The following is a 23,557-nucleotide window of genomic DNA, read 5'->3' on the forward strand; positions in this document are numbered from 1 at the left end:
CAAACCCAACGGAGGATTCCATGCGTTCACTGCTCCTCACCCTTTCCGCGATCGCTCTTTCGAGTTCGGTCGCCTTCGCGCAGACGCCCCCTGCCCCGCCGCCGCCCGGCAGCGATGCTCCAACAGCCGAACAGCCCGCAGCGCCCCCGCCGCCGAACCCCGAGGTCGATGAGGAACTGGTCGACGGCCCCGAAGGTGGCGCAGCGATGCACGAGCAACGCGGCGGTCCAGACCGGATGGGACGTCATGGCGGCCCGCGCCATCACATGCGCGGTGACGGCCCGCGCAACCATGGCGGCCGCGGCATGCGGCGCGCACAAGGGCCGGAGTTCAAGGTCGAGATCGACGACGATGGCGGGGTCAAGGTCGAGGTCAAATGCGGCCCGCGCGAGGACGCCCGAGCCTGCGCCGACATCACGATGGAACTGCTCGACCGCGCCTATTCCGATTGATTCTGCAACGCAAACAAAAGGGCCGCTTCCCAACATGGAGGCGGCCCTTCTTCGTGCTTCGCTTGAAGCATCCCTGTATGGCCCGGCGGGTCTTCCCGCTCTGTTGCCGGTCGTCCGGTAATTCCGATCAGTGCGTCGTCATCCATTCGCGCGCTTCGCGCAGCGCCTTGGCGATGTCGGTCTTGGTCATGGCGGAAGACAGTTCCTGACGGAGTTGCACAGCGCGGTCGCTGCCCTTGATCGCGGCGATGTTGAACCATTTGTGGGCGGCGACGACATCGACGTCGCAGTCGCGGCCGGTGGCGTACATCATGCCCAGTTCGAAGAGAATGTCGGCCTGTGCAGTGGAGCCGATGCCGGCTTCGATCATTTCGTAGCGTGCCATTTCAAGTCCCCTGTTACATCCCGAGAGCCGGATATTTCCGTGCGTCCCTTGTTGCTGTGTGATGGGGAAAGAATGCCCGGCAGGCTTGAATCCGCCGTAAAAAGGCGTGCTTAACGAGGTTCAAACAAAGCTCAAATTTTCAGTAAACCGCCCAATTCGTTAAGCATGGAAAGCCCGCAACTGCGCGGCCGTTTAGAGAACTTCAAGACAATTGCCACATTTGCCGTTTACCCGGCGCTAACCTTGAATCCCGCCTTTTCTGTTCGACCCGGCAAGAAAGTCGTCACCAACGCCGAAAACCGACGTTGGATTCTGCTTCGCCGGCCACTTCCCAACCGCGTGAAACTCGATTACGTTTACGTTTGCGTAAGCTTTCGGCACGCTGCGCGTTTTGGGAGGAAGTTGATGAAGGTTCAGTTCTGGGCAGCCCTGGCTGCTTGCGCTCTCGTTTCGGCACCCGCATTCGCGGCCGAGCCGATCGAGGGCATGTGGGTACGCGGCAACGGTACGCTGATCGAATTTGCGCCCTGTTCCGGCGGGTTCTGCGGCACCGTGCGTTCCGGCCAGTATAACGGCCAGCCGATCGGCACGATGGCCGGCTCGGGCGCCAACTACAAGGGCACGGTCAACGTGCTCGACGAAGGCAAGACCTATAACGGCAAGGCTTCCGTCAACGGCAACACGATGAAGATGAGCGGCTGCGTCATGGGCGGCCTGATCTGCCGCGGCGAAGATCTGACCCGCCAGTAAGCTTTCTGCGACGCAAGAAGCCGCTGCCGCCACGCGCCGCAGCGGCTTTTCTCGTTCTAGCGCGCCTCGTGCTCGGTCAGGAACGCGTCAACCTCGCGCATCAGCACGCTCCATGCCGGCTCGTGGCCGAGGACGATGTGGCTGCGGCTTTCGAGCGGCACGAATCGCGCGCCGGGGATGCCGATCGCCAGTTCACGGCCCTGTTCGAGCGTGATGCGCTGGTCGTGCTGGGCGTGGAGCACGAGCGCGGGCGCGCGGACATCTCCCAGCATGTTGCGCACGTCGATATCGCCGAATGCGTGCTGGAACCGGACGGCGTTTTCGGGCGACGTCGTCTGACGCTGGAACTCGTCGAACCATGCCAGTTCCTCCGGATTGCCGTCCGGCATGAAGGTCTGCGAGAAGATGTGGCGGTAGGCGGCGTTGTTGGTGCCCCAACCAAGCCGGGTCAGCGTCATCACCGCCTCGCGCCGCTCGCGCTCTTCGGACGAGGCGCCGATGCGCCAGCCGGCCGCGTAGCCGCCGATCAGCACCAGCGCGGTGACGCGCTCGGGATGACGCACCGCATAGGCAATGGAAACCGCGCAGCCCTGCGACATGCCGATCAGCGGAAAGCTCTCCAGCCCGATCGCATCGACGACCGTCTCCAGATCGCTGACGAAGGCCTCGAAGCCGATATCGGCCACGTCCCAGTCCGAAAGCCCGTTGCCGCGCTCATCATAGCGGATGAAGGTGCGATGGTCGGACAAGGCCTGGAAGGTTTTCGACCAGATGGGGCTTTGCCAGTCGAGTTCGAGATGGTTGAGCCAGTTGGCGGCCTTCACCACCGCCGGCCCGGTTCCGACCGAAGCATAGGCGAGGCGTACGCCGTCCGAGGATTCGCAAAAGCGGATCGTCTGCTGGCGCAGCATATTGCCCACCTTGACCGCCTCACTGGAAGCTGCCGGTTCGGCCAGAAGATCGGGACCGGGGTTCAAGCCTGCCTCGAGCCGAGCCCGGCGAAAACGCGCTGCGACGGCGTCGCCCTCCTCCGGCCGGCCGATCTTCTTCAAAGTCCGAGCCAGGATGCCGGCCGCTTCCGGCGACAGCGGATCAGAGGCATGCCAGTCGCGCACCCAGCGCACCGCTTCCTGGTCGCTCGTATCCTTGTGGAGCGTGATGCGCTGCAGAACCGCGAGGCGCAGCCGCAGCGCCTCCTCGCGCTCGCCCGCCAGCCAGCGCTGGTAGCCATCGCAATTGGGCAGGTCGAGACCATCCAGCAGCGGCTGGGCGAGTGCGTCGGCCATTTCGTGCAGGCGGGCGAGCGGAAGCTGGTCGAGGCTGGCATCGACGAGGCGGCGCGCCGTCCAGAAATCGATCGTGTCGTCACCGACTTCGAGCGAAATCCGCTCCCTGTCCGCCAGGAGGCGGGCGCCGTCCTGGCCGTTGATCACGCCGCGAATCTTGCTCAACGACCAGCGCAGCGAGCCGCGCGGATCGTCCGGCAGGTCCCAGAACAATTCGCAGAGGCGCTCGCGGCGATGCGGGCGACCGGTGAGCGCAAGATAGGCGAGAAGCGCGCGCGTCTTGCGCGAGGCCGGAAGGGGGTGGGTAAGCAAGCCACTGGCGACCCGCAACTCGCCGAGGACGGCGATGCTGAGTGGGGATGACATGGAACCGGTCCCACGGTTCGGAAGACGCCCGCGCCGGGAACCAGTTTACCACTCTCGAACGGGCCCGTCTAACAATGCGCCGCCAGCGGTTTGCCGGCGGCGCTCGCCCCCTCGTCACTTATTGCCCGCGAAGGTCGTCGAGGCGAACATTCGCTGCGTAGTTTCCGAACGGATGGTCGTCGAAGAACCACTGCTCATCGCCGATGCTGCCGGTCGTCAGCGGCGACATCGCGAAAGTGCGTTCCTCGGCTGCCATCGACGGTTCTTCCTGCGCGGCGAAGGCCGGCGCCATCGACTGGTAGCCGTTTTCGCTCAACAGAACTCCGTTGTCGTCCCACACCAGGATCGGGGGCGATTCCTGCGCCCACCCGGTGGAGGTCATCAGCGCGGCCGCGACCGCAAACGTGCTCAGCATGACATGTGTCGTTTTCATTGGATGAATCCCATCTTTCTTGGTTTGACCCGCTGCGGCTGTTCTCGCCGTTCGGCGGGCGGTTTGGACAATCCGGAAATCACGTCCGTCTGATCGTCATGAACCGTTCTAGAGACGCCGCGATTGAACGAGCGTTTGAAGCTGCGTTGGAATTGCCGTGGAATCGGCACCGACGGTCCGCCATTACGAATTTTCAATCTAGATGAAGCGCGGATGAACGGCCCTCTCAGGCCAAGTTCAGCGCCCGCCTGCCATGATCCGGCCAACATTCGACAAGGCAACGCTCGAGCGAGGGATCGAAGATGTTGGCGCGCAGGTTTTCCATCGTCTGCATGATGATGATGTTCTTCGGAATGGGCCTTTCCATTCTCGTTGCCGAAGCCAGCCGGCCCGCCCGCGTGCTCGATCTGAAAGCGCCGACCAACTGCCTTTTCGACCGCGCGCCGTCCTGCGGCGACGTCCAATCGAGATAGACGAGGAGAATGCACATGTCGCGCGACCGCATCACGATCCGAAACGGCTTCAAGATGGCGTCGCGCGTCCTCCTCGTCATTGCGGCCCTTTCGGCACCGCTCGGCTATGCAACGCAGGGGTCGGCATCGGGGCCCGCCTTCATCGAAGACACGTCCAGCCAGGGCGGCGGCGTCGGTTTCGTGCTGCTGATGAGCCTGCAACGAACCGGCTGAGACGAAAAGTCGTTGCATGGAGCCATGCGAGCGTCTCGCAACCGACATCACGACCCCCTATAATGGGTCATGGAAAAGAGAATCTACCCCGCCGCCATCGAGCACGTATCGAGCCCCCCGCCCTACCAGCCGAAAAGCTTCATGGATGCCCGCGAGGCCATCGAGGCGCTGAAAGCGCTTTACGAGCGCAACACGCAATTCCTGCGCGACAGCTTTGCCAGCCTTGCCGAGGGCGAGATCGAGCATAAGCGGTTCCGTGCCTATTACCCGGAAGTCGGCGTCACCACCTCCTCCTTCAGCCTCGTCGACAGCCGCCTTGCCTATGGCCACATGCCGCAGCCAGGCCATTACACCACGACGATCACGCGGCCGGACCTGTTCGACAGCTACCTGCTGGATCAGTTGACGCTCCTGATGCGCAATCACGGCGTGCCGATCACGGTGTCCGAGTCCGAGACGCCGATCCCATTGCATTTCGCCTTTCTCGAAGGCACCTATGTCGAGGCATCGGTCGCCGACCGGATCAAGCGGCCGCTGCGCGACCTGTTCGACGTGCCGGATTTGAACGCCACCGACGACCACATCGCCAACGGCACTTACGAGCCGCTTGCCGGCGACCCGATGCCGCTGGCGCCGTTCACTGCGCAGCGCATCGACTATTCGCTGCACCGGATGACGCATTACACCGCGACCAGCCCGCAATATTTCCAGAACTATGTGCTCTTCACCAACTATCAGTTCTACATCGACGAGTTCTGCGTCCATGCCCGCAACCTGATGGCCGATGGCGGCGGCGGCTATACGAGCTTCGTCGAGCCGGGCAACGTGGTGACGAAGGCCGGTGAGACCATGCCGCATGACGGTGCGAGCCCGACGCGGATGCCGCAGATGCCGGCCTATCACCTGACCCGCGAAGGGCATGGCGGCATCACGATGGTCAATATCGGCGTCGGACCTTCCAACGCCAAGACGATCACCGACCATATCGCCGTGCTGCGGCCCCATGCCTGGCTTATGCTCGGCCATTGCGCGGGCCTTCGCAACACGCAGGCGCTTGGCGACTATGTCCTCGCCCACGCCTATGTGCGCGAGGATCACGTGCTCGACGACGACCTGCCCGTCTGGGTGCCGATCCCGGCGCTGGCGGAAATCCAGGTCGCGCTGCAGGAGGCCGTCGCCGAGGTGACAGGGCTTTCCGGCTATGAGCTGAAGCGCATCATGCGCACCGGCACCGTCGCCACGATCGACAACCGCAACTGGGAACTGCGCGAGCAGCGCGGACCCGTCCAGCGCCTGTCGCAAAGCCGCGCCATCGCGCTCGACATGGAATCGGCGACGATAGCGGCCAACGGCTTCCGCTTCCGCGTGCCCTACGGGACGCTCCTGTGCGTTTCGGACAAGCCGCTGCACGGCGAACTGAAGCTGCCCGGCATGGCGACCGATTTCTACAAGCGCCAGGTCGCCCAGCACCTGACGATCGGCATCCGGGCACTCGAAAAGCTCGCCGAAATGGCCCCGGAAAAGCTGCATTCGCGCAAGCTGCGCAGTTTTTCCGAGACGGCGTTCCAGTAGGAAGGACATGCGGATCGACTGGTCGCTTCTTCTCAGGCTCGTCGCGCTCGGCGGCGTCCTCGGCATTGCGGGGGCGCTGATCTTCGGCTTTCTCGGGCGCATCCATCCGGCGTTCGATTCCTTCTCGCATTTCCGCATCCACCTTGCGGTTCTGCTGCTCCTGGGAATCCTGCCGCTGGCCGCCCTGCGCTACTGGCCGGAAGCGGCTTTCGCGTTGCTGCTCGGTATTGGCGCGATCTGGACGACCCTCGGCGGCTTTTCGGACGCATCGGCACGCAAAGCGGGACTGGTCGCCGATCTCGACGCGGCGTCGATGCCCGTCTTCCGGCTGATGCATCTCAACCTTCGCTATGACAATGACAGGCCGGAACTCGTGCTTTCCGCGATCGGGGAGCACCGGCCCGATATCGTGACGCTCACCGAGGTCTCGGACCTTTGGGCCGAGCGATTGTCGGTTCTCGACGCCACCTATCCCCACCGCATCGTATGTCCACCGCCGACGCATATCGGCGGCGTGGCCATTCTTTCGCGCCGGCCATTCGTCTCCAACCCGGCCGACGCCTGCGGCGATCGCGGGTCGTTCGCCAATGTCGAGGTCGATTTTGCGGGGCGGCGCGCAAGCGTCGTGGCGATGCATCTCGGCTGGCCGTGGCCGTTCGGCCAGTCCTGGCACCTGTCGCGCATCGAGGACGATCTGCCGAACCTTGCCGACAGCGCGATCCTCGCCGGCGACTTCAACGCCGTGCCGTGGAGCCAGACCGTGCGCCGCACCGGCGAACTCGGCGGGCTTCACATCGTGCGCGGCATCGGCCCGACCTATCTCGACCGGCGCCTACCCGATGCTTGGCGACGATGGATTGGCCTGCCGATCGACCAGATCATGGCGAAGGGCGGGGTCGTCGTCGGATCGGCGCGCGCGCTACCTGCGGTCGGCTCCGATCACCTGCCGGTGCTGGTGGAGTTTTCCATTCTGCCGCAGGAGCCGGAGGCGGAGGTGTTGCAGGCCTGGCGGTGAATGGTGAATGCAGTCGTTTCGGCTACTCAGCAGCGTCAAGGCCAAGAGCCGACCAACTCCCATTCACCATTCACCGACCAATCACATATTCGGATAAACCGGCCCCTCACCGCCCTGCGGGGGCACCCAGTTGATGTTCTGGTTCGGGTCCTTGATGTCGCATGTCTTGCAGTGGACGCAGTTCTGCGCGTTGATGACGAAGCGCGCGTCCGGCTCCGAATGCGAGACTTCGCCGCCCTTGGTCGGCGAGGCCGGGCCACCGGTCAGGCCGTTGCCGTCCGCGTCGACCCATTCATAGACACCGGCCGGGCAGTAGCGCGTCGAGGGGCCGGAAAAGACCATGTATTCCGAACGCTTCTGCAGTTCGGGGTCCTTCACCTGAAGGTGGATCGGCTGGCTTTCCTCGTGATTGGTGTTCGACAGGAACACCGAGGACAGGCGGTCGAAGGTGAGGACGCCGTCGGGCTTGGGATAGGCGATCGGCGAGTGCTTGTCGGCCGGCTCCAGCGCGGCATAGTCCGGCTTGCCGTGCGACTGTGTGCCGAGGAAGGAGAAGCCGAAGAGCTGGTTCGTCCACATGTCGAGCCCGCCGAGGCCGACGCCGATCCAGGTGCCGAATTTCGACCAGAGCGGCTTCACGTTGCGCACCCGCTTCAGATCCTTGCCGATGTCGCTGCCACGCCATTCGGCCTCGTAGGCGGCGATCTCGTCATGGGAGCGGCCGCCGGCCAGCGCCTCCGCGATCTTTTCGGCCGCGAGCATGCCCGACAGGACCGCATTGTGCGAACCCTTGATGCGCGGCACGTTGACGAAGCCGGCCGAGCAGCCGATCAGCGCGCCGCCCGGGAAGGTCAGCTTCGGCACCGACTGGTAGCCACCCTCGGTGATCGCGCGCGCGCCGTAGGAGACGCGCTTGGCGCCGTCGAACGTGTCGCGGATCGCCGGATGCGTCTTGAAGCGCTGGAATTCCTCGAAGGGCGACAAATACGGGTTCTTGTAGTTCAGGTGAACCACGAAGCCGACTGCGACCTGGTTGTCCTCGAGGTGATAGAGGAACGAGCCGCCGCCCGTCTTCGAGTTCAGCGGCCAGCCGAAGGAGTGCTGGACGAGGCCGGGCTTGTGCTTTTCCGGCGCGACCTGCCAGAGTTCCTTCAGGCCGATTCCGAATTTCTGCGGCTGCGCGTCCTTCGAAAGCTCGAACTTCTCGATCAGCTTCTTGGCCAGCGAACCGCGCACGCCCTCGCCGATCAGGACGTATTTGCCGAGGAGCGCCATGCCGGGCGCGTAGGACGGGCCATGCGTGCCATCACGCTCGACACCCATGTCGCCGGTGACGACGCCGGTGACGGCGCCTTCGTCATTGTAGATGAGGTCGGCGGCGGCGAAGCCCGGATAGATTTCGACGCCCAGCGCCTCGGCGTGGCCGGCGAGCCAGCGGCAGACATTGCCGAGCGAAACCGCATAATTGCCGTGATTGTTCATCAGGGGCGGCATCAGGAAATTCGGGATGCGGATCGAACCTGCCGGGCCGAGCAGGAGGAATTGGTCGTCCGTCACCGGCGTCTTGAACGGATGATCGCTTTCCGAGCGCCATTCGGGCAGAAGCCGGTCGATGCCGATCGGGTCGACCACGGCGCCCGAAAGGATATGCGCGCCGACCTCGGCGCCCTTCTCCAGGACGACGACGGAAAGATCGGGATTGAGCTGCTTCAAGCGGATCGATGCGGCGAGACCGGCGGGGCCGGCGCCCACGATCACGACGTCAAATTCCATGCTCTCGCGTTCAACTTCACTCATGTCGATCTCCCACCCGCTTGTCCGTCGGTTGCGCCGTCGGCGACGCTGCCTGATGTCATAATGCGTGCTTATCGCATCGGTTTCCTAAGCGAAACCATAACTCACGCCATGCGACAGGCCGTAGCGTGCAATCTATATTCCGTTGACGTAAACGTCAAATAATCGCGCGCTTGGCCACCTGCCTGCCGATCGGTATAGAGAAGGCATGGCCGACACGATCAACCTGCGCGAGCTCCTGCTCTTCTATGCCGACAGCGGCGTGGACGACGCATTGATGGACGAGGCCGTGGACCGCTTCGCGGCGACCGAACAGCCGGTCATTCCGGCAAGCGCGAACGAAGCTTCGGTGGCTCAACCGCGCGCTATGCGTGCGGCTGACGGCCCCACGCCTGCCGCACCGACCCGCGCGCAAACGAGCGTTCCCGACGAGGGACAAAGCGAGCGAGCGCGGCTTCTTGCCCGCGAAGCCATGTCATTGGAGGCGCTTCGCGAGGCAATGCAGGGCTTCGACGGCTGCAATCTGGCGCTGACGGCCAAGAGCCTCGTTTTCGGCGAAGGCGACGTTGCTGCCGACATCCTGTTCATCGGAGATGCACCCGGTCGCGACGAAGATATCGAGGGCCGGCCCTATGTCGGGCGGTCGGGGCAGTTGCTCGACCGAATGATGGCGGCGATCGGGCTCGACCGCTCCAACGCCTATCTCGCGCATGTCATTCCGTGGCGCCCGCCTGGAAATCGCGCGCCGACGGCCATCGAAATCGAAATCTGCCGCCCCTTTCTCGAACGGCAGATCGAACTCGTCCAGCCGAAGCTGCTGGTTCCGCTCGGCGACCTGGCGACAAAAGTCATGTCGCGCTCGCCCGAAAGCATCGTGCGGGTCAGGGGCAAATGGTGGCAGTGCAAGATCGGCGAGGCATCGATCACGGCATTGTCGACCTTCGATCCCGACTATCTCCTGCGCAATCCGCCGCACAAGAAGCTCGGCTGGCGCGATCTTCTGGAAATCAAGGCGAAGCTCGGCGAACTGTCGCCGCGCTGACCGCGTCAGGCCGGCGGCGTGACCTTGCGCGCCTGGCCACGCTTGAGACCGAGCCGCTGCTCGCGCCAGATGATGAAGAGGCCGGCGCCGACGACGATGGTGCCGCCGACAAGCGTGTAGATCGTCGGCAGGTCGCCGAAGACGACGAAGCCGACGGCGATTCCGAGGATCATTGACGTGTATTCGAACGGCGCGATCGTCGACATCGGCGCGTGGCGATAGCTTTCGGTCATCAGTATCTGGCCGACGCCGCCGCAAATGCCGGAGCCGATGAGACAAGCCGCCTGTCCACCGGTCAGCGGAACCCAGCCGAACGGAATGGTGCCGAGCGCAGCAACCGTCGAGGTCAGCGAGAACCACAGGACGATCGTCGCAGTCTTCTCGGTATGGACGAGGCGGCGGACCAGAAGCATGGCGATGGCCGAGACGCCCGCCGCCAGCAAGGCAGCCGTGACACCCAGCGCCTCATCATTGCCCATCGCCGAACCATCGGTGAAGAGCGTCAGCTTCGGCCAGGAGATGATGACGACGCCGATCAGCCCGACGACGACGGCGCTCCAGCGGAACAGGCGCACGACTTCGCCCATGAACAGGGCCGAGAAGACGACGACCAGAAGCGGCTGCGCATAGTTGAGCGTGATCGCCTCGGGCAGCGGCAATCGCGTCAATGCGAAGAAGCCGAGCCCCATCGACGTCACGCCGACCAGACCGCGCGCAACGTGGCTCACCGGGCGCGTGGTCTTCAGTGCCGAGCGCAACTCGTGCCGCCAGGCAAGCAGGATCAGGATCGGAAGGATGGCGAAGGCGGACCGGAAGAAGACGATCTCGCCCGCCGGCACGCGGCCGGCCGCCTTGATCAGCGAGGCCATCGCCACGAAGGTTGCGACGGAGACGACCTTGAGCAGAATGCCGGTCAGCGGATTCCTGTCCGCGTAAAGGGCTTCCACCTCTTGTCTGTTCATCCGCCCGCTTGCCACAAAATGCGCGGCGACGTCGCCGCCGCGCCGATTCGGAAATCGATTATCCAGTTAACCTATTTCGCGTCCTGAATCGCCTGCCATACGCGCTGTGGCGTAGCAGGCATCTCGATGTGGCCGATTCCGTACGCGCGCCAGAGTGCGTCCGTCACCGCATTCAGCGCGGCCGGCGTGGCGCCGATCGTCCCCGCCTCGCCCGCGCCCTTGATCCCGAGCGCGTTGGTGGTCGAGGGCACGTTGCGCGTCTCGAAGTGGAAGTTCGGAAAATCGTCGGCGCGCGGCACGGCGTAGTCCATGAAGCTGGCCGTGACGAGCTGGCCGTCCTCGCCATAGACCGCCTCTTCGCACAGTGCCTGGCCGATCCCCTGCACGACGCCGCCATGGACCTGGCCGGCCAGCAGGATCGGGTTCACGGTCGCGCCGAAATCGTCGACGATCGTGTAGCGCACGACCTGCGTCGCGCCCGTCTCCGGATCGATCTCGACCTCGCAGACATGGCTGCCGTTCGGATAGGTCGCCTCGTCCTGAACGAACTCGCCGAAGCCCTTGAGATCGGACTCGTTTTTCGCCGCGCGCGCGATGCCCGCGAAGTCGATCACGCGGTCGGTTCCGACGATCTTCGCGGTGCCGTCGACGAGCTCGATATCGGCGGGCGAAGCTTCGAGTTCGTCGGCCGCGATGCGCTTCAGCTTTTCGGCAAGGTCCTCACCGGCACGCGCAGCCGAGACGCCGCCGAGCGGGATCGAGCGCGAACCACCCGTGCCGCCGCCTTTTTCCAGCCGGTCGGTATCGCCCTGGTGGACCGTGATCCGCGAAATGTCGACGTTCAGCTTTTCGGCGACGAACTGCGCATAGGCCGTCGCGTGGCCCTGCCCGTTCGACTGGGTGCCGATCGAAAGCGTCACGTTTCCGTCCGCGTCGAGTTCGACATGGGCCGGCTCGGAGCCGGCGAAAGCGCAGGCTTCGACATAGGTCGCAAGACCGATTCCGCGAATGCGGCCCTTCGTCTTCGCCTCCTCGTTGCGGGCGTCGAAGCCACCCCATTCGGCGCGCTCCAGCGCGGTCGTCAGATGGCCGTCGAACTCGCCGACATCGTATTTGCGCCCCGTCGGCGTGGTGTAGGGGAACTGTTCGGGGCGGATGAAATTGCGCCGGCGGATTTCGGGCGCCGACAGCTTCAGGTCGCGCGCGCATTGGTCGACCAGCTTTTCGAGCTGGAATGCCGCCTCGGGGCGGCCTGCGCCGCGATAGGCATCGACAGGCGTGGTGTTCGTGTAGATGCCCTGGATGACCACGTCGAGCGCCGGGATGTCGTAGACGCCCGTCGACATCGTGGCGCCGACCCAGGGGATGAACGGGCCGACCTGCGAACAATAGGCACCGATATTGGCCTCGGTTCTCACGCGCAGGGCCAGAAAGCGACCCTCGCCGTCCATCGCCATCTCGGCGATCGCGAGATTGTCGCGACCATGGGCGTCGGTCAGGAAATGTTCGGTCCGGTCGCTGGTCCACTTGACCGGGCGGCCGAGACGCTTGGCCGCCTCCAGCACCAGCGCATATTCGCGGTAGGTGAACATCTTGGTGCCGAAGCCGCCACCGACATCGGGCGTGACCACGCGCAGCTTGTCATGGCCGATGTTGAAGACCTGATCGCACAGCACCCGGCGCATCGAATGGACGCCCTGCGATCCCGTCGTCAGCGTGAAGCGATCCTCGCCTTCCACCCATTCGCCCAGCGCGGAGCGCGGTTCCATGTAATTGGAAACCAGCCGATTGTTGCGGAATTCGATCCGCGAGACGTTGACGGCCTTCGCGAAGGCCGCGTCGGCCGCATCGGCCTCGCCCAGCCGGTATTCGAAGGCGACGTTGCCGACGCGCTCGCTCCAGACCTGCGGGGCGTCGTCTGCAAGGGCTGCCGCGATGTCGGCGACGGCGTCCTCCGGCTCGAAGTCGACTTCCAACAGATCGGCCGCGTCCTGCGCCTGCGCACGGCTATCGGCGACGATGAAGGCGACGGCGTCACCGACATAGGCGACTTCATCAGCGCACAGGATCGGGATGTCGCGGGTCGGCGCGCGGGTGCCGTCGGGTTGCTTCTGCATGGCGCCGGACTTCAGCGCGCCGAGATGGGCGACATCCGCGCCGGTCAGCATAAGCCTGACGCCGTCGCTGCCAAGCGCCGCCTCCGTCGAGCCAATGGTGAACCTGCCGCGGGCAATCGGCGAGCGGAGGACGTATCCATGCAGCACGCCGTCGCGCGTCAAATCGTCGGTATAGCGGCCCTGCCCCCGGATGAAGGCATCGTCCTCGAGGCGACGGACGGGCGCACCCATTCCGAACTTCGGCGTCATCACGTTCATTGAAAACTTTCCGGATCGTTTGGGAGAATGCCAGTGAACTGGCGCGGACCGACAGTTTTGTCGAGGGCCAGCATCGTGTAAAGACCAGCCAGCAGATCAATTCTCGCGGAGTGCGGCAATCCGTTTCCGCGCATCCAGGGGCAGAGCATGACGATCGACACCGGCAAGGTCTACCGTCTCGAGGACTATCGCCCGAGCGACTACGCCATCCGCGCGACCGATCTCACCTTCCGGCTCGACCCTCGCCACACGCGCGTGACCGCCACGCTTTCCATCGAGAGGCGCGAGGATGCCGCGCTCGACGCGCCGCTCGTGCTCGACGGCGACGGGCTGAAGCTTCTGTCGTTGACGCTGGACGGCACGCAACTGCCGACGGGGGGCTTCGAAGCGACGCCCGACCGTCTGACGATCGCCCGCCTGCCGAAAGGTCCGTTCTCACTCGTCATCGAGACGGAACTCGCCCCCGAGGCCAATTCGGCGCTGATGGGGCTCTATCTGTCGAACGGCGTCTACTGCACGCAATGCGAGGCGGAAGGCTTTCGCCGCATCACCTATTTCCTCGACCGGCCGGACGTCATGTCCGTCTATACGGTGCGCGTGGAGGCTCCGAAAGCATCCGCGCCGATCCTGTTGTCCAACGGCAATCCGGTCGAAAGCGGCGATCTCGAAGATGGCTGGCACTATGCCGTCTGGCACGACCCGCATCTCAAGCCCTCCTATCTGTTCGCGCTCGTCGCAGGCGATCTGGGGCGCATCACCGACAGTTTCACCACCCGTTCGGGCCGTACCGTCGAGCTCGGCATCTATGTCGAGAAGGGCAAAGAAGCGCGCGCGACCTACGCGATGGACGCGCTCAAGCGCTCGATGCTCTGGGACGAGGAAGTCTTCGGCCTCGAATACGATCTCGACGTCTTCAACATCGTCGCCGTCTCCGATTTCAACATGGGCGCGATGGAGAACAAGGGTCTCAATATCTTCAACGACAAATACGTCCTTGCCGACGAAGAGACTGCAACCGACGTCGATTTCGCCAATATCGAGGCGATCATCGCGCATGAGTATTTCCACAATTGGACCGGCAATAGAATCACTTGCCGCGACTGGTTCCAGCTCTGCCTCAAGGAAGGGCTGACAGTTTTCCGCGACCATGAATTCTCCGCCGACATGCGCTCGCGCGCGGTCAAGCGCATCGCCGAAGTTCGGACTTTGAAGTCGCTGCAGTTCCCCGAGGACCAGGGTCCGCTCGCCCATCCGGTGCGTCCGCGCCGCTATCGCGAGATCAACAATTTCTACACGGCGACCGTCTACGAAAAGGGTTCGGAAGTCGTGCGGATGATCCGCACCATCCTCGGCGCAGAGGCTTTCCGACAAGGCATGGACCTCTATTTCGAGCGCCATGACGGCGACGCGGCGACGATCGAGGATTTTCTCAAAGTGTTCGAGGACGTCTCGGGCCGCGACCTCTCGCAATTCGCGCTCTGGTATCACCAGGCCGGTACGCCGCATGTCAGCGTCTCCACCACATATGACGAGGCGCGCGGGGAACTTTCGCTCGACATCGAGCAGTCGGTTCCGCCGACGCCGCTGGAAAGCCGCAAGCGCGTCATGCACATTCCTCTCGCCATCGGCCTCGTCGGAAGGAATGGCGGCGACCTCGACGCCGCGCCCGTCGATGCAACGAGCTTTGCCGATGGCGTGATCCACCTGAAGAAGCGGCGGCAGACGGTCCGCTTCGCCGGTCTTTCCGAGCGCCCCGCCATTTCGCTCAACCGCGGCTTCTCCGCGCCGATCACGCTGGCAAGCGAACAGAGCGTCGAGGACCGGCTGTTCCTCGCCCGGCACGACAGCGACCTCGTCGCGCGCTGGCAGGCGCTCAACGGGCTTTTGTCCGATCACCTGATCGAGACGAGCAAGACGCCTGCGCAGCAAAGCAACATGGCGGGTCGGCTTGCCGAAGTGCTTGGCGCCATCGCCGCCGACGATGCGCTCGAGCCCGCCTATCGCGCGCTTGCGCTGACGCCGCCGAGCGAGGCGGATGTCGCCCGCGAGATCGGCTCGAACATCGATCCCGACGCGATCCATGTCGCACGCAACACGCTCGTCGACATCATCGCGGCGGCAAATCGTGAAGCATTCGAGGCACTTTGCGGCGATCTTCAAGGCGATGATTCATTCTCGCCGGACGCGGAAAGCGCCGGCCGGCGCGCCCTGCGGAATGTCCTCCTCGACTACGCCTCGGCAGCGCAGGGCACGCCCGAACTTGCAGCCAGCCAGTATCGCGATGCGACCAACATGACCGAACGCGCCGTCGCGCTCGCCGTCCTTGCCCACCGGTTCCCGACGGAGACGCAGACCGTGTCCGCACTTGCCGATTTCGAAGCGCGGTACGGCGACAACCCGCTGGTGCTCGACAAGTGGTTCCAGATCCAGGCGACCATTCCGGGGGACGCCGCTCTTGCCCGCGTCGAGGGTCTGACGGCGCACGGTGCGTTCTCGATCGGAAACCCCAATCGCGTCCGCTCCCTCATCGGCACCTTCGCCAGCTCCAACCAGACCGGCTTCCACCGGGCCGATGGCACCGGCTACCGCTTCTTCGCGGACCGCATCATCGAGGTCGAAAAGCGCAATCCGCAAGTTGCGGCGCGGCTTGCGACCGCCTTTCGCTCATGGCGTTCGCTCGAGCCTGGCCGGCAAGGTCATGCCCGCGCCGAACTCGCGCGCATCGCTGCGGTTCCAGGCCTCTCGACGGACCTAAAGGACATCGTCGAACGCACGCTCGGATAGGCGCCGGGCGGCGATTGAGTCCAAAAGGACGCAGCGTCGTGCGATCCGTCAACATTTCAGCAAGATTTGGCCCGATGCTCTGGACAGCGCGAATCGGCTCTGATTCCTTATAGACGATTCGGAAGTGCGGCGTTGCCGGATCGATTCGCAAGGTTCGAAATTCGGGGAGCCATCAATGGCACTAACGGACGCGTGGGGCGCGGCCGCAGGGCAACTCTTTACCTGGCGCAGGCCGCGCCAGAAGAAGGTTCGCCTCGCGGGTCATGCGCGCTTCATTGCAGCGCCGGCCTATAAGCGGCTTCTGGCCGCCGAACCCTATCTGCGCCGTTCGATCCCCACCCTCGTCATCTGCTTCCTGCTCCTCATCGCGGCGATGCGCTCGCTGTCGCTGTTTGCCTGGAAGGAAGAGCTCGAAGCGACGTCGAAGGGCCTTCTGGGCCTCACCGCCAGCCAGGTCTACCACGCGATGCGGACCAGCCATGGCGAGAGCGCGCCGGACAAGCTGATCTCGGAGGCGGTGCTGCGCGATACGACGCGCCACTCCGTCATCGCCGACGAACAGGTTCTGATGATCACGGATGCCGAGTTCGAGATCGTTGCTACGACCGGCCAGCAACAGCTCATCGGCCAGTCGCTCGAAAACCTGGTCGTCGACGGCCAGCCACTCTTCATGTTCGGCCAGCGCGCCGGCGTGCTGGAAGTCACCGTCGCCGGTGAAAGCTGGTTCGCCGCCGCCGAGCTTCTCGAAGGGCGCACGGGCGCGGCATTCGCCCTCATCTCGCGCGACACCGTGCTGGAGGAGTGGCGCAAGTCGCTGGCGCTCAACGTCACGCTGTTCGTGCTGACGGCCGGCGTTCTTCTGGTCGTCCTCTACGCCTATTTCACGCAGGCCGCGCGCGCGGAAGCTGCCGACCGCATCTATGAGGAAGCCAATTTGCGCAACGACATGGCGCTGACGCGCGGGCGTTGCGGCATCTGGGACTGGGACCTTGCGCGCGGGCGCATGCACTGGTCGCGATCGATGTACGAGATGCTCGGCTACGAGCCTTGCGAAGGCATGCTCTCCTTCGGTTCGATTTCCGAGATCATCCACCCCGAGGACGGCGACCTGATGGCGATCGCGCAGCGCGTCGCCGAAGGCGAAACCGACCAGTTCGACCAGATCTTCCGCATGCGCCATGCCAGCGGCGGCTGGGTCTGGATCAGGGCGAAGGCGCAGGTCAACGATCCCGACGCCGCCGATATCCACCTCGTGGGCATCGCCGTCGATATCACCGAGCAGCGACACCTGGCCCAGCGTTCGGAAACGGCCGATCTTCGCCTGCGCACCGCCATCGAAAACATCAACGAATCCTTCGTCCTTTGGGATGCCAACCAGCATCTCATCATGTGCAATTCCAAGTTCCAGAAGGACCACGGCCTGTCGGATGCCGATGTCTTCCCCGGCACCAGCCGCGAGACGATCGCAAAGCGGATGACGGCCTTCGCGCATGAACGCAAGCTTGCGAATTCAAATGGTCTGGCCGGCGGCGCGACCTATGAACGCCAGCTCGGCGACGGACGCTGGCTGCAGGTCAACGAACTGCGCACGCGCGACGGCGGCACCGTTTCGGTCGGCACCGACATCACGCCGATCAAGCAGAACCAGGAAAAGCTGGTCGATTCGGAACGCCGCCTGATGGCGACGATCCACGACCTTTCGCTGGCCCGAAAGGCCGAGGGCGAGCGCACGCGCGAGCTCGTCGAGCTCAACCGCGAATACATGAAGGAAACGGAACGCGCCGAGGCGGCGAACCGCGCCAAGTCCGAATTCCTCGCCAACATGTCGCACGAATTGCGCACGCCGCTCAATGCCATCATCGGCTTCTCCGAATTGATGTCGACGCGCCTCTTCGGCCCGCTGGGCTCCGACAAGTACGAGGAATACATCCGCGACATCCACGGATCGGGCACCTACCTCCTCGGCGTCATCAACGACATTCTCGACATGTCCAAGATCGAAGCCGGCCAGTTCTCGATCGACCGCGAGGGGATCGAACTCAACCCGCTCATCGACGAGGCGATCCGCGTCGTCGCGCTGCAGGCTGCGAAAAAGCAGATCAATGTCGAGACCAAGATCTCCAACACGATGGAGCTCTTCGCCGATCGCCGCGCGGTCAAGCAGATCATGCTCAACCTTCTGTCCAACGCCGTAAAGTTCACCGGCGAAGGCGGCAATATCTCGATGCGCGCCCGCAAGATCGGCAATTCGGTCGTCATCAGCATCGAGGATACGGGCTGCGGCATCCCCAAGGACGCGCTGAAAAAGCTCGGCCGCCCGTTCGAGCAGGTCCAGAACCAGTTCTCCAAGAACCACACCGGTTCGGGCCTCGGCCTCGCCATTTCGCGCTCGCTGGCCGAACTTCACGGCGGCGCGCTGAAAATCCGCTCGAACGAGGGCGTCGGCACCATCGTCTCGGTCCGCATCCCCGCCCGCGAGCAGGTGCCGGTCAAGCAGGCAGCGTAACCTACTTCCCTATCAGCTTCCTGAAATGCCCGGACACTGTCGTCGACGTGTCCTTCAAATGCGCCTCCAGCACCTTCAGGTCCGGCAGGTCGGTGGTGCGGAGCAGAAGGTCAGCGAGGCCCGGCGGCACGTCGTCCGGCTCGAACGGACCGGTCAGGCACAGCCGCAATATCTGCGTCAGCGACGCGTAGAGCTCGTGGGCGACAACGAGTTCGTCGCGCGCGGTCGGATCGCAAAAATCTGGTGACAGGCGCTGCAAGGTCTCGACTGTGGAAGCCGTGTGTTCATCGCCTTCGACGCGGCCGGTCAGCGTGGCCACCTGCGCGATGAATTCGAGGTCGATCAACCCGCCTGAAACCAGCTTCACGTCCCAGACGTCGCGCGGCGGCTTTTCGCTGGCGATGAGCTTGCGCATCTCGCCCGCGTCCGCGCGAACCTTCGAGGCATCGTGCTTCGTCGCCAGCACGTCCGCGACATGCGCGTTGGCGACGGCGATCAGGTCCGCGTCGCCGGCGACGGCGCGGGCCCGCGTCAGCGCCATGTGCTCCCAGGTCCATGCTTCCTCGCGCTGGTACTTCGCGAAAGCGTCGATATGGGTCGCGACCGGCCCCTTGTTTCCGGAGGGGCGCAGGCGCAAGTCGAGTTCGTAAAGCACCCCCTCCGCGGTCGGCGCCGAGACGGCTGCGATCAGGCGCTGAGTCAGCCGGGTGAAGTAATGCGCCGGAGCAAGCGGCTTTTCGCCATCGGATTCCTCGGCATCCTCGTCATGATCGTAGAGCAGGATCAGGTCGACGTCGGAGCCTGCGGTCAGTTCCCGGCTGCCCAGCTTGCCCATGCCGACGATGCAGACCTCGCCGCCCGCCATCGCGCCGTGCCGGATCGCGAATTCCGCCTGCACTGCCTCCAGCGCACTGCCGATCGTCAGGTCGGCGAGGTCGGAAAAGGCCTTGCCGGCGCGGCGATGGTCGATGGCGCCGGAGAGCAACCGGATGCCGATCAGGAATTTCTGCTCCGCCGCGAAGATGCGCAGACGGTCGAGCAGTTCCTCATGCAGTTCGACGCCCGTCAGGAACCCGTCGAGGCGTTCGGCGAGATAGGCCTTGTTGGGCAGTTCGGAGAGGAGGCCCGGATCGAGCAGCCCGTCGAAGACATGCGGGCGGCGGGTGATGATCTGGGCGAGGCGCGGCGCGGCGCCCATGATCGTCGCCAGCAGCTTCAGGAGCGACGGGTTCGACTGGAACAGCGAGAAGAGCTGGATGCCGGCGGGCAGCCCCTTCAGGAACTCGTCGAAGCGCAGGATCGCCTCGTCGGCACGCTTGGTCTGCCCGAAGGCTTCCAGAAGTGCCGGCGTCAGCTCCGTCAGGCGCTCGCGGGCCTCGGCAGATTGCGTCGCGCGATAGCGGCCGAAATGCCAGGTGCGGATCAGCCGCGCAATGTCGCTCGGCCGCTCGAAGCCCAGTTCGGAAAGCGTCTGCAACGTGTCTGGATCGTCGACATCTCCGGTGAAGACCAGATTGCCGACCCCGCGCGAAAGTTGTGGCGCAGTTTCGAACAAGGCCGCGTAGTGCTTTTCGACGAGTTGCAGCGAGGCGCGGAACGTTTCGGCGAACGCCGTCTCGTCTTCGAAGCCGAGCATCAGCGCGATGCGGCGCAGGCCGTCATCGTCTTCGGGCAGCACATGGCTCTGCTCGTCGGCGACCATCTGGATCGCGTGCTCCACGTCGCGCAGGAACCAGTATTGTTTCGCCAGCGCATCGCGCGCCTCCGCGCCGATCCAGCCGCGCTCGGCAAGGACGGCGAGCATCGCGACCGTCTGGCGGCCGCGCAGTTCCTGGAACCGTCCGCCGGCGATCAATTGCTGGGTCTGGACGAAGAATTCGATCTCGCGAATGCCGCCGCGCCCCAGCTTGACGTTGTGGCCCTTAACCGCGATCTCGCCATGACCCTTGTGCGCGTGGATCTGGCGCTTGATCGAATGGACGTCTGCGATTGCCGCGAAGTCCATGTATTTGCGCCAGATATAGGGGGTCAGCTCGGCAAGGAAGGCCTCGCCCGCCGCGATGTCGCCGGCGAGCGGGCGGGCCTTGATCATCGCCGCGCGCTCCCAATTCTGGCCGCGTCCCTCATAGTAGTTCAGCGCGGCCTCGGTCGGGATCGCAAGCGGCGTCGAGCCCGGATCGGGGCGCAGCCTGAGGTCGGTGCGGAAGACATAGCCGTGTTCCGTGCGGTCCTGAAGAATGCGCACCAACCGGCGCGCGAGCCGCGAGAAAAGATCCGTCGCATCGAGCGGATCGAGAATCGCCTCGGCTTCGACATCGACGAACAGGATCAGGTCGATGTCGGAGGAAAAGTTGAGCTCGTGGGCGCCGAGCTTGCCCATGCCGAGAACGACGAGGCCCGAGCCTCTGCCCGGTTTCGCCCGGTCCGGCAGTTTGATCGCGCCGCGATCATGCGTCTCGACCAGAAGGAAGTCGATCGCTGCGCCGATGCAGGTGTCGGCCAGGTCGCTGAGCCGACCCACCGTCGTCTCGGCGGAATGGATGCCGGCAAGGGCGGCCAGCGCAAGCAAGGCATGCGCCTCGCTTTTCAAGAGCCGCAGCGCCTTCATAAGCGTCGTCTCATTGTCCGCCAGCGAGGCCGACGCGCCGATTTCCTCGATGATCGCCACCAGCCGCCGGTCGAGCGGCGTCGTGACGAGGCTCTGGAGGATCGCGGGCCGGCGACGCGCCGCGTCGCGCAGGAAAGGCGAGAGGTCGAACGCTGCGCCGAGGAAGGCGGACACATCCTTGTCGGCCTCGAGCGCATCGGCCAGCGCTGCACATTCGTCCTGGCGCGCCGTCTCGATGAAGTCCGCGACCAGTTCGGCGGCGTTGTCGGGGCGAAGCGGCTTTAGCGACGCGCGCCCGAATGCCTGGAGTGTGGTCGGGCCGTTTGCGTCGCTTTTTGTCATGGAGCTGGGGAATCGCCTGCCGGGAAGATCATCGAGACGCATAATCCAGGGTTTTCGCCCGACAATTCAAGCCGTCCGCCGTGAAAGGTCATGACGGCCTTGGCCAGGCTGAGGCCGAGACCCGAGCCCGGCTGCGAACGGCTCTGCTCCAGACGGACGAAACGCTCCGTCGCCCTTGCGCGGTCCTCGGGCGGGATGCCCGGACCCGTATCGCAAATCGAAACGACGACCTCGCCCCCATTGCGCTTCGCCGCCACGCGCACGCGGGGATGTTCGCCGAACCCTGCGGAGTATTTGATCGCATTGTCGACGATGTTCGACAGCGACTGGCCGATGAGTTCGCGATTGCCGGAAATGACCAAGCCGGCGGGCGCGTCGGCAGCGAGCGCGACGCCCACTTCGTCGGCGGCCGGCTCGTAGAGTTCGACGACGTCGGCGACGATCGCCGACAGGTCGATGACGGCCGTATTCTCGGCCGAATAGCCCGATTCCAGCCGGCTGATCATCAGGATCGCGTTGAAGGTGCGGATGAGCTGGTCGGATTCGGCGATCGTCGCTTCCAGCGCGGCGCGATGCTGTGGCTCGTTGCCTCTCGCAAGCGCCGCCTCGGCCCGGTTGCGCAGACGCGTCAGCGGCGTCTTCAGATCGTGCGCGATGTTGTCGGAAACCTGTTTCAGTCCCTCGTTGAGGGCCCCGATCCGGGCCAGCATCTCGTTCAGGTTCTGCGACAGCCGGTCGAACTCGTCTCCTGCCCCGGCCACCGGCAGGCGGCCGGACAGATCGCCGCCCATGATGCGCCGGCTCGCATCGGATATGTTGTCGATCCGCTTCAATGCACGCCGGCCGACGAGGAACCAGATGGCGAGCGCGCCGAGGCCCATCATGCCGAAGGCGACGATCAGCGCCCGCCGGATCACATTGCCGAAGCGCTCGGGTTCGCCGAGATCGCGACCGACCAGAAGGATCATCTGATTGGGCAGCCGCACCACGACGGCCATCGCCATGTGCGGGCCTTCTCGGGCGGTGGGCACGTCGGCCGTGCGCGTTTCGGGCTCGCCGTAGCGCTCATAGGAAAACGGCCGCTCGGTCCAGCCTTCCGCGCCGAGCACCTGCGGCTCGAGGCTCTGCACGTTGCCGCCGAGGATGCGGCCGGTCGGGTCCGCAATGATGTAGAGATAGGCGCCGGGCTGGCGCGACCTTCCTTCCACCACGCGCACCAGCGTCGTCAGCCCGCCGCGCTGATAGGCACGCCCGAGGCTCAGCACCTCTTCGGAGACCGTATCCTGGATCTGGCCGGTCAGCATGCGCATCGTCAACGAGCCCATGTAGAACACCAGCCCGACCGCGCAGATCGCGAACAGCAGGAGATAGAGCGCGGAAAGCCGGGCCGCCGTGGTCTTCATCAGCGCGGAGATCGAGCCCAGCATCAGGCTTTCAGCATGTAGCCGGCGCCGCGCACCGTGTGCAGGACGGGGGTATCGAACTCCTTCTCGATCTTCGAGCGGAGTCGCGAGATGTGGACGTCGATGACATTGGTCTGCGGATCGAAATGATAGTCCCAGACATTCTCGAGCAGCATGGTGCGCGTCACGACCTGTCCGGCATGGCGCATCAGATATTCGAGCAGCCGGAATTCGCGTGGCTGCAACACGATCTCCTTGCCTGCGCGCTTGACCGAGTGGGACAGGCGGTCGAGCTCGAGGTCGCCGACGCGGTAGATCGTCTCGACATCCTTCGAGCCGCCGCGCTTCTTCAGGACCTCCACTCGGGCGAGCAGTTCGGAAAAGGCGTAGGGCTTGGTCAAATAGTCGTCGCCGCCCGCCCGCAGGCCCGTCACGCGGTCATCGACCTCCCCCAGCGCCGACAGAATCAGGACCGGCGTATCGTTGCCGCGCGCACGCAAAGCGGCGACGACGGACAGGCCATCGCGCCGCGGCAGCATCCGGTCGACGACGAGCACGTCGTATTCGCCCGAACTCGCCAGCGTGTAGCCGGTCTCGCCATCGGCGGCGATGTGGGCGAGATGGCCGGCTTCGTCGAATGCCTTCTCCAGATATTCGGCCGCTTCGCGATCGTCCTCGATAACCAGAAGTTTCATCGGCACGCATCACTCCAGATAAGAAAGCGGCGGCGGGTGATGGGGACCCGCCGCCGCCGGAACCGGCCGCCAGTCTTGGACGTCAACCGGCCCGACGTCCA

General features: G+C 64.5%; 18 protein-coding genes. 9 read left to right on the forward strand and 9 right to left on the reverse strand.

Features of this window, described 5'->3' with window-relative positions; genetic code table 11:
• Window positions 1-20: 20 nt before the first annotated feature.
• Window positions 21-452: a hypothetical protein gene (locus ACT6QU_RS00105; protein WP_444836678.1), complete on the forward strand. Its 432-nt coding sequence runs from the start codon at window positions 21-23 to the stop codon at window positions 450-452.
• Window positions 453-579: 127 nt separating this feature from the next.
• Here the strand turns inward: ACT6QU_RS00105 and ACT6QU_RS00110 are convergent, their stop codons facing one another.
• Entirely contained in the window at window positions 580-837 is a 258-nt protein-coding gene (locus tag ACT6QU_RS00110; protein ID WP_024586405.1) for a sel1 repeat family protein, read from the reverse strand.
• A gap of 405 nt (window positions 838-1,242) precedes the next feature.
• On the opposite strand from ACT6QU_RS00110, the gene ACT6QU_RS00115 reads away from it, so the two are divergent.
• A complete protein-coding gene (locus ACT6QU_RS00115; protein WP_024586406.1) occupies window positions 1,243-1,587 on the forward strand; it encodes a DUF2147 domain-containing protein in 345 nt (114 codons plus the stop codon).
• Between the two features lie 56 nt (window positions 1,588-1,643).
• On the opposite strand, the gene ACT6QU_RS00120 is transcribed toward ACT6QU_RS00115, so the two are convergent.
• Window positions 1,644-3,239, reverse strand: a complete 1,596-nt coding sequence (locus ACT6QU_RS00120; RefSeq protein ID WP_444563895.1) for an alpha/beta fold hydrolase — start codon at window positions 3,237-3,239, stop codon at window positions 1,644-1,646.
• A 118-nt stretch (window positions 3,240-3,357) separates the two neighbouring features.
• The gene (locus ACT6QU_RS00125; RefSeq protein WP_444563894.1) at window positions 3,358-3,672 is read right to left on the reverse strand and encodes a hypothetical protein; all 315 of its coding nucleotides are present in this window, start codon (window positions 3,670-3,672) and stop codon (window positions 3,358-3,360) included.
• A 302-nt stretch (window positions 3,673-3,974) separates the two neighbouring features.
• Here ACT6QU_RS00125 and ACT6QU_RS00130 point away from each other — a divergent pair, with 302 nt between their 5' ends.
• The 4 genes from ACT6QU_RS00130 (at window position 3,975) to ACT6QU_RS00145 (ending at window position 6,945) form a co-directional block, all read left to right on the forward strand.
• Window positions 3,975-4,145 carry a hypothetical protein gene (locus tag ACT6QU_RS00130; RefSeq protein ID WP_444563893.1) on the forward strand — a complete coding sequence of 57 codons (171 nt, stop codon included), beginning with the start codon at window positions 3,975-3,977 and terminating at the stop codon, window positions 4,143-4,145.
• 15 nt (window positions 4,146-4,160) lie between these two features.
• Complete coding sequence (locus tag ACT6QU_RS00135; protein ID WP_444563892.1) at window positions 4,161-4,358, forward strand: hypothetical protein; 198 nt, start codon at window positions 4,161-4,163, stop codon at window positions 4,356-4,358.
• A 69-nt stretch (window positions 4,359-4,427) separates the two neighbouring features.
• On the forward strand, window positions 4,428-5,930 hold the full coding sequence (locus ACT6QU_RS00140; RefSeq protein WP_444563891.1) for an AMP nucleosidase: 1,503 nt from the start codon (window positions 4,428-4,430) through the stop codon (window positions 5,928-5,930).
• Window positions 5,931-5,937: 7 nt separating this feature from the next.
• Window positions 5,938-6,945 (forward strand): endonuclease/exonuclease/phosphatase family protein, encoded by a 1,008-nt coding sequence (locus tag ACT6QU_RS00145; protein WP_444563890.1) that lies wholly within the window; start codon window positions 5,938-5,940, stop codon window positions 6,943-6,945.
• A gap of 81 nt (window positions 6,946-7,026) precedes the next feature.
• On the opposite strand, the gene ACT6QU_RS00150 is transcribed toward ACT6QU_RS00145, so the two are convergent.
• The gene (locus tag ACT6QU_RS00150; RefSeq protein WP_444563889.1) at window positions 7,027-8,742 is read right to left on the reverse strand and encodes a 4Fe-4S dicluster domain-containing protein; all 1,716 of its coding nucleotides are present in this window, start codon (window positions 8,740-8,742) and stop codon (window positions 7,027-7,029) included.
• Between the two features lie 205 nt (window positions 8,743-8,947).
• Between ACT6QU_RS00150 and ACT6QU_RS00155 the strand changes: the two genes are divergently transcribed.
• Complete coding sequence (locus ACT6QU_RS00155) at window positions 8,948-9,781, forward strand: uracil-DNA glycosylase (RefSeq protein ID WP_444563888.1); 834 nt, start codon at window positions 8,948-8,950, stop codon at window positions 9,779-9,781.
• A gap of 5 nt (window positions 9,782-9,786) precedes the next feature.
• Here ACT6QU_RS00155 and ACT6QU_RS00160 read toward each other — a convergent pair whose 3' ends face one another.
• Together ACT6QU_RS00160 and ACT6QU_RS00165 are read right to left on the reverse strand one after the other, a co-directional pair.
• On the reverse strand, window positions 9,787-10,743 hold the full coding sequence (locus tag ACT6QU_RS00160; RefSeq protein ID WP_444563887.1) for a DMT family transporter: 957 nt from the start codon (window positions 10,741-10,743) through the stop codon (window positions 9,787-9,789).
• Between the two features lie 71 nt (window positions 10,744-10,814).
• Window positions 10,815-13,118 carry a xanthine dehydrogenase family protein molybdopterin-binding subunit gene (locus ACT6QU_RS00165; protein WP_444563886.1) on the reverse strand — a complete coding sequence of 768 codons (2,304 nt, stop codon included), beginning with the start codon at window positions 13,116-13,118 and terminating at the stop codon, window positions 10,815-10,817.
• 147 nt (window positions 13,119-13,265) lie between these two features.
• Here ACT6QU_RS00165 and pepN point away from each other — a divergent pair, with 147 nt between their 5' ends.
• Together pepN and ACT6QU_RS00175 are read left to right on the forward strand one after the other, a co-directional pair.
• Window positions 13,266-15,902: an aminopeptidase N gene (gene pepN / locus ACT6QU_RS00170; RefSeq protein WP_444563885.1), complete on the forward strand. Its 2,637-nt coding sequence runs from the start codon at window positions 13,266-13,268 to the stop codon at window positions 15,900-15,902.
• Window positions 15,903-16,077: 175 nt separating this feature from the next.
• Window positions 16,078-18,408, forward strand: coding sequence for a PAS domain-containing sensor histidine kinase (locus ACT6QU_RS00175; protein WP_444563884.1), 2,331 nt, complete (start codon window positions 16,078-16,080; stop codon window positions 18,406-18,408).
• A gap of 1 nt (window position 18,409) precedes the next feature.
• On the opposite strand, the gene ACT6QU_RS00180 is transcribed toward ACT6QU_RS00175, so the two are convergent.
• Genes ACT6QU_RS00180 through ACT6QU_RS00190 form a run of 3 tightly spaced genes read right to left on the reverse strand, consistent with a single transcriptional unit; the run spans window position 18,410 to window position 23,456 of the window.
• Window positions 18,410-21,358, reverse strand: coding sequence for a bifunctional [glutamine synthetase] adenylyltransferase/[glutamine synthetase]-adenylyl-L-tyrosine phosphorylase (locus ACT6QU_RS00180; protein WP_444563883.1), 2,949 nt, complete (start codon window positions 21,356-21,358; stop codon window positions 18,410-18,412).
• The gene (locus tag ACT6QU_RS00185) at window positions 21,355-22,785 is read right to left on the reverse strand and encodes a sensor histidine kinase (RefSeq protein WP_444563882.1); all 1,431 of its coding nucleotides are present in this window, start codon (window positions 22,783-22,785) and stop codon (window positions 21,355-21,357) included. The genes ACT6QU_RS00180 and ACT6QU_RS00185 overlap by 4 nt, the downstream gene beginning before the upstream one ends.
• The gene (locus tag ACT6QU_RS00190; protein WP_444563881.1) at window positions 22,785-23,456 is read right to left on the reverse strand and encodes a winged helix-turn-helix domain-containing protein; all 672 of its coding nucleotides are present in this window, start codon (window positions 23,454-23,456) and stop codon (window positions 22,785-22,787) included. Before ACT6QU_RS00190 ends, ACT6QU_RS00185 begins: the two co-directional genes overlap by 1 nt.
• Window positions 23,457-23,557: the final 101 nt, after the last annotated feature.

This window comes from Aliihoeflea sp. (assembly GCF_052435475.1).
GTDB lineage: Bacteria > Pseudomonadota > Alphaproteobacteria > Rhizobiales > Rhizobiaceae > Aliihoeflea.